This is a genomic window from Burkholderia sp. Ac-20392 (assembly GCF_017104585.1).
GTDB lineage: Bacteria > Pseudomonadota > Gammaproteobacteria > Burkholderiales > Burkholderiaceae > Burkholderia > Burkholderia lata.
Map to the genome: position 1 here is coordinate 1 of NZ_JAAGPB010000199.1, position 14896 is coordinate 14896.

The window sequence follows — 14896 nt, forward strand, 5'->3', positions numbered from 1 at the left end:
GCCACGACGAGCCGCACCGGCTTCGGCCCCAGCCGCACCTTCAGCCATGCTTCGAGCCGGGCGCGTTCCGCGCGCGGCATCGGCTTCGCCGTCGACACGACGAAGGTCGGCACCGCGTCCGCGCCCGGCGCGCTCGCGGCGCCATCCCACTCGAACGCATTCGCATACCGAACCTGCCGCACCTGCGGATACTGCACGCTCAGTTCATGCGCGACCCGATCGAGTTCCGCGCGGTCGGCGGATTGCGCGTCGAGCTGCCGCTGCAGTTTCGCGATCGCATCGTCCTTGTCCTGCGCGTCCTGCTGCGCGACCGATTGCGCCTCGACGAGCTGCTGCGCGAGCGTCGCCTTCAACGACGTTTCGAGCGCGCGCGCATCGATCCGCTCGTCCCCGGCCTGGCGCACGACGAGCGTCGCGTGCGGCAGACCGTATCCGGGCAGCTTCGACGACAGCGCATCGAGGCGGTGCTGGTCGACGCGCTGGCCGACGAGCACCGCGTCGATGGTCCGCTTGACCGGATCGATGTGCTTGCTCGCGACCACGCTCAACGGCAACGACAGTTCGGTCTTGATGAACTGCTCGGCGCGCGCGTTGAACACTTCCTGCGTCACGAGACGGTAGGCCAGCACGACGCTCGGCACCGCGGTCGCCAGCACCGCCGCCAGCACGAAGCGCCGGACGTTGCGCTGCACCGCGGCGTCCACGGGTGCCACCGGCTTCGCACGAATCACCCACGTGACGATCACCGTCGCGAATGCAATGAACACGCAATTGATCGAGAACAGGTAGAACGCGCCGGCAAAGTACTGCAGGCTGCCGTGCGCGAGCCCGTAGCCGGCCGTGCACAGCGGCGGCATCAGCGCGGTCGCGATCGCGACGCCGGGGATCACGTTGGTCTTCTCGCTGCGGGTCGCGCCGACCATGCCGACGAGGCCGCCGAACAGCGCGATCAGCACGTCCCAGATGCTCGGCGACGTGCGGGCAAGCAGTTCGGAATGCTCACCCGTGAGCGGGCTCAACGAGAAGTACAGCGTCGACGTCGCGAGGCTGATCAGCGTCGCGATGCCGAGATTTTGCAGCGACCGGCGAATCAGCCCGAAATCGTAGATGCCGATCCCGTAGCCGAGGCCCATGATCGGCCCCATCAGCGGCGAGATCAGCATCGCGCCGATGATCACGGCCGTCGAGTTCACGTCGAGGCCGATCGACGCGATCGCGATGGCCGACATCAGGATCCACAGATTCGTGCCGCGCAGCCCGATCCCGGCACGGAGGTCGCGATCGATCGATGCGTAATCGGCCTGCCCTTCACGCAGGTTGAAGTACTGACGCAGCACGAGCCGCATCTTGGATGCGCGACGCGGCGGCCGATTGCCTTCGATATTGTTCATGTTGGTTTCCGGAAAACGGTCGGGTGCGATGCGCGGCGGGCGGGCCGGCTGAACGGATTGTGCCGCAAGGCTGGCGGCTGGGCCACCCCCGCGGTTTCGAGGCGGTCCGATGCGGTTTCGCGCGCTGTCGCACGTCAAATCAGGCCCGTCTGATTCACCGCTCCGCCTGACGTCGCGACAATGACCATACCGGACGAGACGGCCATTCCGTCCGGCACCCTGGCAGTGAATCTCTCCGTTCCTTGCCGCCCGTTGCTGGCGGCGTTTTTTTGCCCGTCGATTCGACGTGCGGACCTGCAATCAGGAAATCATCATGAAAGAACGTGCGACCGTTCTCTGCCGGCGCGGCGACCGGATCCTGCCGGTCGCGCGGTTGAATGCCCGCTGGGCGCTACCCGGCGGCAAGCCGCGCCCCGGTGAATCGCTGCGCGACGCCGCGCGCCGCGAGCTGCTCGAAGAAACCGGGCTCGGTGCGGCCACGCCCGCCATCTGTCCCGGATCGCCGGCACGCACAAGCGGCATCACGTGTTTCTCGCCGACATCGCTCCGGACGCGATCGCGCACCCGATGAACAAGATCGCGCATTGCGCGTGGATCGACCGCGCATCGCTCCGGTCGCTACATCGCAGCCAGTCGACGCCGCTCATCGCCGAGCGTGCGTTCGACTGGCTGCCGCCGCCCTGCCTCGTGCCAGGTGTGGTCGGTCATGACGTGATCGCCGGTATCGCGCCCCGAGGTCTGCGCCTGCGGTGGGCGCGCGATTCCGGTTCGTGCTGCGTTACATCTTCACGATATCGAGCAGCGCCTTCTTGCCGCTCTTGTACGTGAACACCGAAATCGCGCCGTGCTTCAGGTCGCCCTGCGGCGTGAAGCTCGTCTCGCCGATCACGCCTTTGTAGTCGGTCGCCGGCATCGCGGCCAGCACCTTCGCCGGATCGGTCGAGTTCGCGCGCTTCATCGCGTCGACGATGATGTTCACGGCGTCGTACGAGAACGGCGCATACACCTGCATCGGCTGGTGATAACGCGCTTCGTAGCGCTTCGCAAACGCCGCGCCGCCCGGCATCTTCTCGAGCGCGATGCCGGCTTCGGAGCACACGACGTTGTCAGACGCCGGGCCCGCGAGCTTCGGCAGGTCGGTCGAGCACACGCCGTCGCCGGCGAGGATCTTCGCGCGCATGCCGAGCTGGCGCGCCTGCTTCGCGAGCGGCCCGCCCGTCGCATCCATGCCGCCGTACATGATCGCGTCCGGGTTCGCGCCCTTGATCTTCGTGAGGATCGCGCGGAAGTCGATCGCCTTGTCGTTGGTCGCGTCGCGCGACACGACCTTCATCCCGGCGGCCTGCGCGGCCTTCTCGAACTCGGTCGCGAGGCCCTGCCCGTACGCGGTCGAATCGTCGACCACGGCCACCGTCTTGATGCCCATGTTCTTCGCCGCATACATCGCGAGCGCCGGCCCCTGCTGCGCATCGGTCGCCACCACGCGATAGGTCGTCTTGAAGCCCTGCTGCGTGTAGGTCGGGTTGGTCGCGGCCTGCGAGATCTGCACGACGCCGCCGTCGCGATAGACGCGCGACGCCGGAATCGACGTGCCCGAGTTGTGATGGCCGACGACGCCGATGACCTTGTCGTCGACGAGCCGCTGCGCGACCTGCGTCGCGGTGCGCGGATCACCCGCGTCGTCCTGCGCGTCGAGCTGCAGCGTGACCTTCTTGCCGCCGATCGTCAGCCCTTTCGCATTGATTTCCTCGACCGCGAGGCGCGCGCCGTTCTCGCTGTCCTTGCCGAGGTGCGCGATCGCGCCGGTCAGCGGTGCGACGTGGCCGATGCGTACGATTTCGTCCGCATGCGCGGACAGCGCACACGTGAGCGCGGCCGCCGCGGCGAGTGCCGTCATGGGATGTCGAAGCATGTCTGTCTCCTGGTCAGTCTGGTGGGCCCCGTTCGATGCGGGACGTGTTGTGGTTCGGATGACGAAGCGGTTGCGGTCAATGGTGCAGCGCTTCCTGCACCGCACGGCCCATCCCGGCCGGCAGCACGGCGTTCTCGCCGCGCGTCGCGACACCGTACAGGTCCTTCGGATCGCGCGGCGCGGGAATCAGGTCGAGCTCGATGCCGATCTCGCGCTCGCGCGCCGCCGCGTTCAGGTAGCGCAGCGCCGAGAAATCCTCGAGCGCGAAGCCGACCGAATCGAACACCGTCACCTGCGCATCCGATTCGCGGCCCGGCTCGGCGCCCGACACGATCCGCGCGAACTCGATCACCGGGAAATCCGCCGGCATCTGCTGGATATCGCCTTCGATGCGTGTCTGCGGCTCGTATTCGACGACGACGCGCGCGCGGCGCAGCACGTCCGCATGCAGCTCGGTCTTGCCCGGGCAATCGCCGCCCACGGCGTTCACGTGCATCCCGTCCTCGATCATGTCCGGCGTCAGGATCGTCGCGTTGGTCTTGTCGGCGGTGACCGTCGTCACGATGTCCGCGCCGCGCACGGCCTCCGCCGCCGACGCGCAGCGGATCACGCGCAATCCCTCGAACGGCGCGAGGTTGCGGATCAGCTTGTCGGTCGCGGCCGGATCGATGTCGAACACGCGCAGCTCGTCGATGCCGAGCATCTCGTGGAACGCGATCGCCTGGAACTCGCTCTGCGCGCCGTTACCGATCAGCGCCATCGAACGCGCATCGGCGCGCGCCAGAAAGCGTGCGACCAGCGCGGAGGTCGCGGCGGTGCGGATCGCCGTCGTCAGCGTCATCTCGCTCAGCAGCAGCGGATAGCCGGTATCGACGTCGGCCAGCACGCCGAACGCCATCACGGTCAGCAGGTCGGCCTTGGTGTTCTTCGGATGGCCGTTCACGTACTTGAACGCATACAGCCGCGCGTCCGACGTCGGCATCAGCTCGATCACGCCGTCGGTCGAATGGCTGGCGAGGCGTGCGGTCTTCTCGAACGTCTCCCAGCGCCGGTAGTCCTGCTCGATATACGAGGCCATCGTCGTCAGGATCTGCGTCATCCCGACTTCGGCCACGAGCGTCGATACGCTCGTCACATCCAGATATCGCGTCATGCCTTTGCTCCACGGTTGCGGCGGCCGGCACGGGGCACGGCCGCCGTTGAAACGGTCGGCGCCGCGCGTTACGCGCGCCCTTCGAATCCCAGCAGCACGTTGACCGCGTTGATGCCGATCTCGTCGACCATGTAGCCGCCTTCCATCACGAACAGCGTCGGCACGTTCAGGCGCGCGAGCGCCGCGCCGATGCGCAGGTAGTCGGGCGAGCGCAGCCGGAAATGGCTGATCGGGTCGTGCTCGAAGGTATCGACGCCGAGCGAGACGACGAGCGCGTCGGGTGCATGCGCGGCGATCGCGGCGGCCGCCTGGTCGAGCGCGGCCGAGTAAGTGTCCCACAGCGTGCCCTTGGGCAGCGGCAGGTTCAGGTTGAACCCTTCGCCCGCGCCGATGCCGCGCTCGTCCGCATAGCCGGAGAAGTACGGGTACGACACCGGCGCCTCGCCGTGGATCGACGCGAACAGCACGTCCGCGCGGTCGTAGAAGATGTCCTGCGTGCCGTTGCCGTGGTGGAAATCGACGTCGAGCACCGCGACGCGCGCCGCGCCCTGCGCGATGCAGTGCTGCGCGGCGATCGCCGCGTTGTTCAGGTAGCAATAGCCGCCCATGTACTCGCGGCCCGCGTGATGGCCCGGCGGGCGGCACAGCGCGAACGCCGCGCGCGTCGCGCCGCTCGACAGCAGGTCGGCGCCGGTGAGCGCGGAGTTCGCGCTCGCGCTCACGGCATCCCATGTGCCGGCGTTGATCGGTGCGCCGGCGTCCATCGCGTAGAAGCCGAGCTTGCCGTCGATGAACGCGGGCGCGGTGGCAGCGGCCGGCATTGCGCGCACCGGCCACACGAGCGGCAGCGCCTGGCAGGTGCGGCCCGTGGCGGTCCACTCGTCCCACGCGCCGGCGAGGAAATCGACGTAGCGCGCGCTGTGCGCGGCCGCGTAGCTGGTGCGGTCGAACGGCTTCGGCGCGATCACGTCGCCGAGGCCGGCTGCACGCACCTGCGCGAGCACCGTTTCGGCGCGAAGGGGGTTTTCGAACGAATCGGTGATCGCGCCGTCCTTCAATTCGACGCCACGATGCAGTTGGTGATCGCTGCTGTAGACCGTAAGCATGGTTGACCGTTGCTGTGATGGTGGCAACAGTTTATTGACCACAACCGGCAATAGCTTTGCTTTCGACGCGCGGCTTTCGTACAATTTTGAGAAAACCGCCTACGGAATTCCGGAAATGAGCAAAAATCGCGCTTCGGCCGAACTGGATGGCGTCGACCGTGCCATGCTGCGCCTGCTGCAGGACGACGGCGCACTGTCGAACGCGACGCTCGGCGAGAAGCTGTCGCTGAGCGTCACGCCCTGCTGGCGCCGCCGCAAGCGGCTCGAGGACGAAGGCGTGATCACCGGCTACCAGGCGAACCTCGACCGGCGCGCGCTCGGCATGAACGTGTTCGCGTTCGTGCAGGTGACGTTCAACATGCATTCCGACCAGGATTCCGATCACTTCGAGGACGTGATCCGGCAACACGACGAAGTGACGTCCTGCCACAAGATCACCGGCGCGGCCGACTACATCCTGCAGGTCGTCGCGGCCGATCTCGACGCGTATGCGGAATTCGTCGAGCGCGTGCTGCGCAAGCAGGCCGGGGTGTCGTCGATCCAGTCGAGCCTCGCGTTGCGCGAAGTGAAGTTCTCGTCGCGCGTGCCGGTGCCGGGCGACTGAACGAGGCGGTGAACGTGCAGGCTGCCCCCGATTCTCCGAATCTCATCCCATGGAGCACTACTTTATGAAGCGACTCATCCCTTCCGTGCCGCTGGCCGCCACGCTGGCCTGCGCGTTTGTCCTGAGCGCCTGTGCCGCGCCATCCACGCCGCCGGCGCAATCGTCGGCGCCGGCCGCACCGCCGGTGGTCGGCGGCGATCGCGATGCGCACGGCTGCATCGGCTCGGCCGGCTATTCGTGGTGCGAAGCAACGCAACAATGCGAACGCCCGTGGGAACTCGCCAAGCAGAAGGGCTTCGCGAATTCGGCGCAGGCGTACGACCAGTTCTGCCGGAACGGCGCCGCGAAGTAAAGTGACGTGACGTCACGCGATCGTGTCGCGGCGCACTGCCGCGACACGACGCAGCCCCCTCGAAATCCCGTCCCGATCCCGCGCAGTTATCCCCAGCTTTCCCGCTTCCCGCGACCGCCATTCCGGAAACCCGGACACGCAAAAAACCCCACGAAAACAACGGTATTTTTCGTTTGTGACACAGCAAACGAGTTCGGTTACATTACGCGCCCCTTGCCATCCCGCCCCCGCAAAACGCGTCGCGCGCGGCCTCTTTCCACGCAGCCTGAAGCACCTTCCGCTCAGGCTTGCCGCAAGGGCCCGGGCGCGTTGTGCGCCACTGTGACGCAGGCGCTTGCCTGCCCGCAGGAAGCCGTTCCGAAGGTGTCCTTCCCGACGGTTTCGCGTGCGCAAATGCAACGGCGCGCGGCGTCGATCCGGAATTCCGGATTCGCGATCCGGATCTCCGGATACGTGTTTCGCCACGATCGATACGCACGCCGGGCGGCTCGGCAAACCGATGCATCCAAGTTGAAAAAGGGATCTGCTGTGATCAAAACGTTACGGGTAATACTGTCGGCGCTCGCGCTGTGCGTCGCGACTTCGTCCGCGCATGCCGCCGATACGAAGAAGGTCGACGTCCTGCTGGTGGGCGGCGGCATCATGAGCTCGACGCTCGGCGTCTGGCTGCACGAGCTTCAACCTGACTGGTCGATGACGATGGTCGAGCGCCTCGACGGCGTCGCACTGGAAAGCTCGAACGGCTGGAACAACGCCGGCACCGGCCACTCGGCGCTTGCCGAACTCAACTACACGCCGGAGAAGGCGGACGGCAAGATCGACATCTCGAAAGCGATCGAGATCAACGAGTCGTTCCAGATCTCGCGCCAGTTCTGGGCGTGGCAGGTCAAGCAAGGCGTGCTGAAGAACCCGCATTCGTTCATCAACTCGACGCCGCACATGAGCTTCGTGTGGGGCGACGACAACGTCCGCTTCCTGAAGAAGCGCTACGAAGCGCTGCAGGCGAGCCCGCTGTTCCGCGGGATGCAGTATTCGGAAGACTACGACCAGATCAAGCAGTGGGTGCCGCTGATGATGGAAGGCCGCGACCCCAAGCAAAAGGTCGCGGCGACGTGGACGCCGATCGGCACCGACGTGAACTTCGGCGAGATCACGCGCCAGTTCGTCGGCTACCTGAAGACGCAGCCGAATTTCACGCTGTCGCTGTCGAGCGAAGTGCGCGAGATCTCGCGCAATGCCGACGGCACGTGGCACGTGAGCTGGGTCAAGCTGCACTCGGATGAGCCGGCGCAGTCGGTCGACGCGAAGTTCGTGTTCATCGGCGCGGGCGGCGGTGCGCTGCACCTCCTGCAGGCGTCGGGCATCCCCGAGGCGAAGGACTACGGCGCGTTCCCGGTCGGCGGCTCGTTCCTCGTGACGGAGAACCCCGAAGTCGTGAAGCAGCATCTGGCGAAGGCGTACGGCAAGGCGTCGGTCGGCTCGCCGCCGATGTCGGTGCCGCACCTCGACACGCGGATCATCGACGGCAAGAAGATCATCCTGTTCGGGCCGTTCGCGACGTTCTCGACCAAGTTCCTGAAGAACGGTTCGTACTTCGACCTGCTCAAGAGCACCAACACGCACAACGTCGCACCGATGATGCGCGTGGGCGTGGACGAATTCCCGCTGGTCCAGTACCTCGCCGGCCAGCTGATGCTGTCCGATGACGACCGCTTCAACGCGCTGAAGGAATATTTCCCGAACGCGAAGAAGGAAGACTGGCGCCTGTGGCAGGCCGGCCAGCGCGTGCAGATCATCAAGCGCGACCCGGTGAAGGGTGGCGTGCTGAAGCTCGGCACCGAGATCGTCGCGTCGCAGGACGGCAGCATCGCTGGCCTGCTCGGCGCATCGCCGGGCGCGTCGACGGCCGCGCCGATCATGCTGAACCTGATGAAGAAGGTGTTCAAGGACAAGGTCGCGACGCCCGAGTGGCAGCAGAAGATCCGCCAGATCGTGCCGAGCTACGGCACGAAGCTGAACGACAGCCCGGCGAAGGTCGTCGAGGAATGGACGTACACCAGCGACGTGCTGCAGCTGTCGCCGCCGCCGAAGATCGACGTCACCACGCCGTCGCAGCCCACCGGCACCGCGCCGGCCCGCCCGGCGAAGGCGTCGGCCGACATGGCGCTGTAACGCACCGAGCGCCGCGCGCAACCGTTGCGCCGCATGGCACGGCCGCCCGCGGGGGCGGCCGTATTTCCGGGCGGGTGGCGGGCGAAACCGCCCGGCCGGTCGCCCGCTTCCGCTAGAATTGCGGCACGCGCGACCCTGTCGCCGCCCGATCCATCATCCGCATCGACGCAATCCAAGCGACGCCCGGTGCGGCCCGCGCCCAAGCCGCGCGAGCGCCGCCCGCCGTTGCCGCGCCCGCCCGGGCGCGCCACCAACCGAATTCAGCTGGAGAAAGACCGTGTTTACCTGCCGAAACCAGAGCTGCGGCACGCCGTGGGAGCAGTCCGACGTCGTCATCAAGGACGAAGGCCAGGGGCTGCTGTTCCGCTGCCCGCTGTGCGGCGCGCGCAACTACCTCGAACGCTTCGAAGACGACGAAGGCAAGGTCGTCTACGAACAGATGGAAGGCCGCCCCTACCTCGGAGACCTGGAATGACCCAGCCGACCGCCACGCCGTTCAGCGCGCTGTCGTTGACGCCCGCCACGCTCGCCAACCTCGCGCAGCTCGGCTATGTCGACATGACGCCGATCCAGGCCGCGAGCCTGCCGATCGCACTGGCCGGCCAGGACCTGATCGCGCAGGCGAAGACGGGTAGCGGCAAGACCGCCGCGTTCTCGCTCGCGCTGCTGGCCCGCCTCGATGCGCGCCGCTTCGACGTGCAGGCCATGATCCTGTGCCCGACGCGCGAACTCGCCGACCAGGTCACGCAGGAAGTGCGCCGCCTCGCACGCGCCGAGGAGAACGTGAAGGTGCTGACGCTGTGCGGCGGCACGCCGATGCGCCCGCAGACGCAGAGCCTCGAGCACGGTGCGCACATCGTCGTCGGCACGCCGGGCCGCATCATGGATCACCTCGATCGCGGCAACCTGAAGCTCGACGCACTGAATACGCTGGTGCTCGACGAAGCCGACCGGATGCTCGACATGGGCTTCTTCGACGACATCGCGAAGGTCGCGCGGATGTGCCCGACCACGCGCCAGACGCTGCTGTTCTCCGCGACCTACCCGGACGGCATCGCGAAGCTGAGCCAGCAGTTCCTGCGCAACCCGAAGGAAGTGAAACTCGCGGAGCGCCACGACGACAGCAAGATCCGCCAGCGCTTCTATGAAGTGACGGAAGACGAGCGGCTGCATGCGGTGGGCCAGCTGCTGAACCACTACCGGCCGGTGAGCACGATCGCGTTCTGCAACACCAAGCAGCAGTGCCGCGACCTGCTCGACGTGCTGCACGCGCAGGGCTTCCACGCGCTCGCGCTGCACGGCGAGCTCGACCAGCGCGAGCGCGATCAGGTGCTGATCCAGTTCGCGAACCGCAGCTGCTCGGTGCTGGTGGCAACCGACGTCGCCGCGCGCGGGCTCGACATCGCGCAGCTCGAAGCGGTGATCAACGTCGACGTGACGCCCGACCCCGAAGTGCACGTGCACCGCATCGGCCGCACCGGCCGCGCGGATCAGGACGGCTGGGCGCTGAGCCTCGCGAGCATGGACGAGATGGGCCGCGTCGGCGGGATCGAGCAGGCGCAGAAGCGCGAGGTCGAATGGCATCCGCTCGCGGAGCTGACGCCGACCGGCACCGACACGCTGCTGCCGCCGATGGAAACGCTGCAGATCCTCGGCGGGCGCAAGGACAAGATCCGCCCGGGCGACGTGCTCGGCGCGCTGACCGGCGACGCCGGGTTCGACGGCAAGCAGATCGGCAAGATCAACGTGACCGAGTTCTCGACCTATGTCGCGCTCGAGCGCGGCGTCGCGCACGACGCGCTGCGCAAGCTCAATGCCGGGAAGATCAAGGGCAAGCGGGTCAAAGTCCGGTTGATGGACGAAGAGTAATGCCGGCGCGCGCCGCGACGCTCACGCGGCGCGCTCGCCCAGCATCGCCAGATACTGCCGTACCGTCCCCCATTCCGCGCCGACCCGGCTGATCGCGACGAGTTCGGAACCCGGCACGCCGCCGGCGAGTTTCCGGTACACGATGTTCGGCGCCGCGATCCGGCTCAGCGGCGACGGCACCAGCGCCACCCCGAGGCCCGCCCCCGTCAACGCCAGCACCGACAGCGTGCTGCTCACCTTGTGTGCAATGCGCGGCGTCTTGCCGAGCACCCGCCGCAGGATCGCCAGTTGCCCTTCGTCGTCACCGTCCGCCGCGTAGAAGATGAACGGCTCGTCCGCGAGTGCCGCGACGCTCACCGAGCGCTGCTTCGCGAGCGCGTGCCGGTCGCTCATCATCACGTCCCACGCCCAGCTGCCGACCGTCCGCACGGCCAGCTTCGGATCGAACGCCGTGTCGAACGCCGGGCAATAGCCGATGTCGAGCCGGCCCGCGAGGATGGCGTCCTGCTGCGCGGCCGGCGCCATCTCGTGCAGGTCGAGCGTCACCTCCGGCCACGCCGCATGAAACGCGATCAGGTCGTCGGACAGCCGCCCGGTCGCGACCGCATTGCCGACGAAGCCGATCCGCACCACGCCCGTCTCGCCGCGCGCCGCGCGCTGTACGACCGACTTCGCGCGCTCGGCCTGCTCGAGCGTGTGCCGCGCCTCGGTCACCAGCAGCCGGCCGGCGTCGGTCAGCGCGACCTTGCGCGTGCTGCGCTCGAACAGCGCGGTGCCCAGTTCATCCTCGAGCGCGCGAATCTGCATGCTCAGCGCGGGCTGCACGATATGCAGCCGCTCCGCCGCACGGCCGAAATGCCCTTCCTCGGCAACCGCGAGGAAGTAGCGCAAGTGACGAAGATCCATACGGTCGATTAATCACTCAAAACGATCAATCCTGAAATTTAATCTATTGGATTGAAAAATCAACCACGCGCATCCTGACGATCAGGCGCTGGCAGACAGCGCACTTCCACAGGAGCCCAATCATGTCCGACCGCAACCGTATCGATGTCCACCAACACGTCGTCCCGCCGTTCTGGGCCGACGCCCTGCCCGCCCACGGCGGCGACCCGTCCGGCTGGGGCAGCCCCACCTGGAGCCCGGAAAGCGCGATCGCGTTCATGGATTCGCTGGAGATCCAGACCGGCGTGCTGTCGCTGACGGCGCCCGGCGTGCAGGGCTGGAACGGCCAGGCCAAGCGCGACATGGCGCGCCAGGTCAACGAATACGTGGCCGGCCTCGTCGCAAAGTGGCCGACCCGCTTCGGCAACTTCGCGACGCTGCCCCTGCCCGACGTCGACGGCACGCTCGCCGAAATCAGCCACGCGTTCGACACGCTGAACGCCGACGGCGTCGTGCTGCTCAGCAACTACGGCGGCACGTATCTCGGCGATGCGGCATTCGAACCCGTGTGGGCAGAACTCGACCGCCGCCGCGCGGTCGTGTTCATCCACCCGGCGAAGCCGGCGATCGATGCGATACCCGGGATGCCCGGCCCGCTGCTCGACTATCCGTTCGATACGACGCGCACGGCCGTCCAGCTCGTGCTCAACGGCGTGATCGCACGGCACCCGAACGTGCGCATCATCCTGTCGCACGCGGGCGGCTTCCTGCCGTACACCGCGTACCGCTTTGCCGAACTCGCGCCGGGCGTGCGCAACGACGTGCCGGATCGCGACGGGCTGCTCGACCTGCTGCGCACGTTCTACTTCGATACCGCGCTGTCGTCGCCGTCCGCGCTGCCGAGCCTCACCGCGTTCGCGCAACCCGATCGCGTGCTGTACGGCAGTGACTTCCCGTACGCGCCGCCCGCCGTCAGCACGTCGTTCACCCACGCGCAGGATGCGTATGCGGCGCTCGGCGCCGACCGGCACGCCGCGATCAACCACGCGAACGCTTTGCCGCTGTTCCCGCGTCTCGCGGCGCTGGCGCGGTAACGCACGGTGAAGTGAAGCGTGACGCCCCGCAACGGCGGCGTCACGCGCGCAACCGGCTGCGCGCCGGCAGGTCAGAACGGAATGACGGCCTTCGCCCACACGGCCTCCCCGGCCGGCCGGTTGCGCACGAAGAACTCCTTCACGACGCGCGCTTCCACGCTGATCTTGCTGAACTGATAGCGAAACCCCGGCCCGATCGCGAACGTCTGGCCGCGAAAGCCGTCGCCCGCGACCGGCTGCCCGTTCTGCATGTCGTCCGTGGTCTGCTTGACGAAGTAGCCCGACAACCCGACCCGCGCCTTCGGCGTGACCGCATAGCTCGCCGAATAGTCGATGTGAAACAGGTTCCCCGAGTGGTAGTGCGTGTCGTTGTTCGGCGAGTTGAAGCTGTACGTGATCTTCGCGGACACCTCGACCTTGTCGTTCGGCAGCCACGACACGCCGAACACCGGCCGCGCGGTGTAGTAGTTCTTGCCGGTGTTCAGCGCCGCGTTCGCGTCGTACTGCCCGGTGGGAAACACGAACTCGATCGCCGCGACCGTGCGCAACGCGCCCGCCCCCCACGCGATCAGCGCGGGGCTGACGATCAGGTCGCCCAGGTTGGTGCGGTCGAACGACGCGCCGCCCGCATCGAGCGAGAGACGCTGCATCGGCAGCACCGCATACGCGCCGTAGCGCCCGCCGAGCACCGACAGGTTCGACATCCAGACCACGCGCGGAATCAACACGTCCGCATCGAGCTTGAAGCCGGGCACCGAGCCGTTGCCATGCGAATCGTTGAAGCGCGACGCGTGGTAATGCGTGTAGTACAGCAGCGCGTACAACCCGGCCGGCGGCAGCGCGCCGGCGAAGAACGCTTCCGCGCCCTCGCCGATCGTGTCGCCGCCGCCCTCCGTCGCCCAAGCGCCCGTGCTCAATGCGAGGCCCGCGCATGCGGCGAGCGAACACAACCCGACTGCAGACTTCCGTTTCATCGATGTCTCCAATATTCGTTCTACTGAACTGATTTTTTATATGTGTGCTTTCATGAGCACCTGCGTTGCCGCCGCTTCCTACGCGGCGGCAACACGTCCTGCCGATTTGCCACGACTGCGGTTACGGCTTTGCGCTGAAATGCTCGATGACGAGCTGGTTGAAGCGTGCGGCATGCTCGATCTGCGTCCAGTGCCCGCACCGGCCGAACACATGGAGCTGGGCGTTCGGCAGTAGCTCGAGCAGCTTCAGCGAACTCTCGAGCGGAATCACGCGGTCCTCGCGGCCGTGCACGATCAGCGTGTCGTGCGTCAGCGCGCGCAGCTTCGCTTCGTCGCTCGCGAGCGCATCGACCCAGCGTTGGCGCGGTGCCGGAAACATGTTCGCGAACGCCTCCTGGTAGCCGGGCCGCACGCTCGCGTCGTAGCGCAGCTTCGCGAGTTCGTCGTTCACGAGCGTGCGATCGAACGCGAAGATGTCCAGCAGCGCACGCATGTTCGCGATCGACGGCGTGTAACCCCACACCGCATCGAGCCCTTCGGTCAGCGTGAAGCGCGTACCGGCCGCGCCCATCAGCACGAGCCGGCAGACGCGCTCGGGCGCCCGGATCGCGAGTGCCAGCGCGAGCGCGCCGCCGAACGAATTGCCGACCACGTGCGCGCGTTCGAGGTCGAGCGCGTCGAGCAGGCCGAGCGCGTGATCGACCCAGTGGTCCATCGAATAGCGATACCCGGCCGGGCGCTCGGTTTCGCCGAACCCCGCCATGTCCGGCGCGATCACGCGAAACTGCCGCGCGAGCACGGGCATCGTGAGCCGCCAGTTCGCATAGGCCGTGACACCCGGCCCCGAGCCATGGATCAGCAGCACGGGCGGCCCGTCGCCAGAGTCGTGATAGTTCGTGTCGATGCCGCCGGCGACGATCCGGCGGCCGATTTCAGGATTGGATGACATGACGCTCCTTCAGTCGATTCATGGGGACGTGGCGGGTTACCGCCCGCGCTGTTTCGCGCTCTGCCCGCCGATCCCGAAATGCGCCTTCGGCATCTCGGTGATGATCACGCGCACCGATTCGACCGGCGCGTCGAGTGAGCGATGAATGGCCTGCGTGACCTCGGCGATCAGGCGTTCCTTCTTGTCGTCGTCGCGGCCTTCGAGGATGTAGAGATGGGCAACCGGCACGATGGCCTCCTGTTTGGTCGTGATTCGTTCAGATGAAACGCAGGCCGATCGAGCCGACGTCCTGCACGCGCAGCGTCACGCTGTCGCCGGCCGCGACGGCCACCGCCTCGGTGATGCCGCCCGACAGGATCACGCTGCCCGCGGGAATCGATTCGCCGCGCGCGCCCAGGTGGTTCGCAAGCATCGCGAAGATCGGAAGAGCGTCGT

Annotated in this window: 15 protein-coding genes; 7 read left to right on the forward strand and 8 right to left on the reverse strand. The window is 67.1% G+C overall.

Features of this window, described 5'->3' with window-relative positions; translation table 11 throughout:
- Positions 1–1391: DUF389 domain-containing protein (locus G3N99_RS21110; RefSeq protein ID WP_206123380.1), on the reverse strand; the 1391-nt coding region annotated here is incomplete at its 3' end.
- A gap of 313 nt (positions 1392–1704) precedes the next feature.
- Between G3N99_RS21110 and G3N99_RS41980 the strand changes: the two genes are divergently transcribed.
- Complete coding sequence (locus G3N99_RS41980; RefSeq protein WP_241011770.1) at positions 1705–1962, forward strand: NUDIX domain-containing protein; 258 nt, start codon at positions 1705–1707, stop codon at positions 1960–1962.
- 207 nt (positions 1963–2169) lie between these two features.
- Here G3N99_RS41980 and G3N99_RS21120 read toward each other — a convergent pair whose 3' ends face one another.
- The 3 genes from G3N99_RS21120 to G3N99_RS21130 all read right to left on the reverse strand — a co-directional run bounded on the left by G3N99_RS21120 (position 2170) and on the right by G3N99_RS21130 (position 5562).
- A complete protein-coding gene (locus tag G3N99_RS21120) occupies positions 2170–3303 on the reverse strand; it encodes a branched-chain amino acid ABC transporter substrate-binding protein (protein WP_174939611.1) in 1134 nt (377 codons plus the stop codon).
- A 76-nt stretch (positions 3304–3379) separates the two neighbouring features.
- Positions 3380–4456 carry an ornithine cyclodeaminase gene (locus G3N99_RS21125; protein ID WP_174939752.1) on the reverse strand — a complete coding sequence of 359 codons (1077 nt, stop codon included), beginning with the start codon at positions 4454–4456 and terminating at the stop codon, positions 3380–3382.
- A 68-nt stretch (positions 4457–4524) separates the two neighbouring features.
- Positions 4525–5562, reverse strand: a complete 1038-nt coding sequence (locus tag G3N99_RS21130) for a histone deacetylase family protein (RefSeq protein ID WP_206123381.1) — start codon at positions 5560–5562, stop codon at positions 4525–4527.
- 115 nt (positions 5563–5677) lie between these two features.
- On the opposite strand from G3N99_RS21130, the gene G3N99_RS21135 reads away from it, so the two are divergent.
- The 5 genes from G3N99_RS21135 to dbpA all read left to right on the forward strand — a co-directional run bounded on the left by G3N99_RS21135 (position 5678) and on the right by dbpA (position 10559).
- The gene (locus G3N99_RS21135) at positions 5678–6166 is read left to right on the forward strand and encodes an Lrp/AsnC family transcriptional regulator (RefSeq protein WP_174914363.1); all 489 of its coding nucleotides are present in this window, start codon (positions 5678–5680) and stop codon (positions 6164–6166) included.
- Positions 6167–6230: 64 nt separating this feature from the next.
- Positions 6231–6518, forward strand: coding sequence for a hypothetical protein (locus G3N99_RS21140; RefSeq protein WP_206123382.1), 288 nt, complete (start codon positions 6231–6233; stop codon positions 6516–6518).
- Between the two features lie 510 nt (positions 6519–7028).
- A complete protein-coding gene (gene mqo, locus G3N99_RS21145; protein WP_174939619.1) occupies positions 7029–8690 on the forward strand; it encodes a malate dehydrogenase (quinone) in 1662 nt (553 codons plus the stop codon).
- A gap of 277 nt (positions 8691–8967) precedes the next feature.
- Positions 8968–9165, forward strand: coding sequence for a hypothetical protein (locus G3N99_RS21150; protein ID WP_011356541.1), 198 nt, complete (start codon positions 8968–8970; stop codon positions 9163–9165).
- A complete protein-coding gene (dbpA, locus tag G3N99_RS21155; RefSeq protein ID WP_011356542.1) occupies positions 9162–10559 on the forward strand; it encodes an ATP-dependent RNA helicase DbpA in 1398 nt (465 codons plus the stop codon). The genes G3N99_RS21150 and dbpA overlap by 4 nt, the downstream gene beginning before the upstream one ends.
- Before the next feature lie 21 nt (positions 10560–10580).
- Here dbpA and G3N99_RS21160 read toward each other — a convergent pair whose 3' ends face one another.
- Complete coding sequence (locus G3N99_RS21160) at positions 10581–11465, reverse strand: LysR substrate-binding domain-containing protein (protein WP_174939621.1); 885 nt, start codon at positions 11463–11465, stop codon at positions 10581–10583.
- A gap of 122 nt (positions 11466–11587) precedes the next feature.
- Between G3N99_RS21160 and hndA the strand changes: the two genes are divergently transcribed.
- Positions 11588–12538, forward strand: coding sequence for a 2-hydroxy-1-naphthoic acid nonoxidative decarboxylase (gene hndA / locus G3N99_RS21165; RefSeq protein ID WP_206123383.1), 951 nt, complete (start codon positions 11588–11590; stop codon positions 12536–12538).
- Positions 12539–12609: 71 nt separating this feature from the next.
- On the opposite strand, the gene G3N99_RS21170 is transcribed toward hndA, so the two are convergent.
- From G3N99_RS21170 to G3N99_RS21180, 3 genes are all read right to left on the reverse strand, one after another.
- Positions 12610–13512, reverse strand: a complete 903-nt coding sequence (locus tag G3N99_RS21170) for a transporter (RefSeq protein ID WP_206123384.1) — start codon at positions 13510–13512, stop codon at positions 12610–12612.
- A 121-nt stretch (positions 13513–13633) separates the two neighbouring features.
- A complete protein-coding gene (locus tag G3N99_RS21175) occupies positions 13634–14461 on the reverse strand; it encodes an alpha/beta hydrolase (RefSeq protein WP_206123385.1) in 828 nt (275 codons plus the stop codon).
- 36 nt (positions 14462–14497) lie between these two features.
- Positions 14498–14689, reverse strand: a complete 192-nt coding sequence (locus G3N99_RS21180) for a 2-hydroxymuconate tautomerase (protein ID WP_043178943.1) — start codon at positions 14687–14689, stop codon at positions 14498–14500.
- Positions 14690–14896: the final 207 nt, after the last annotated feature.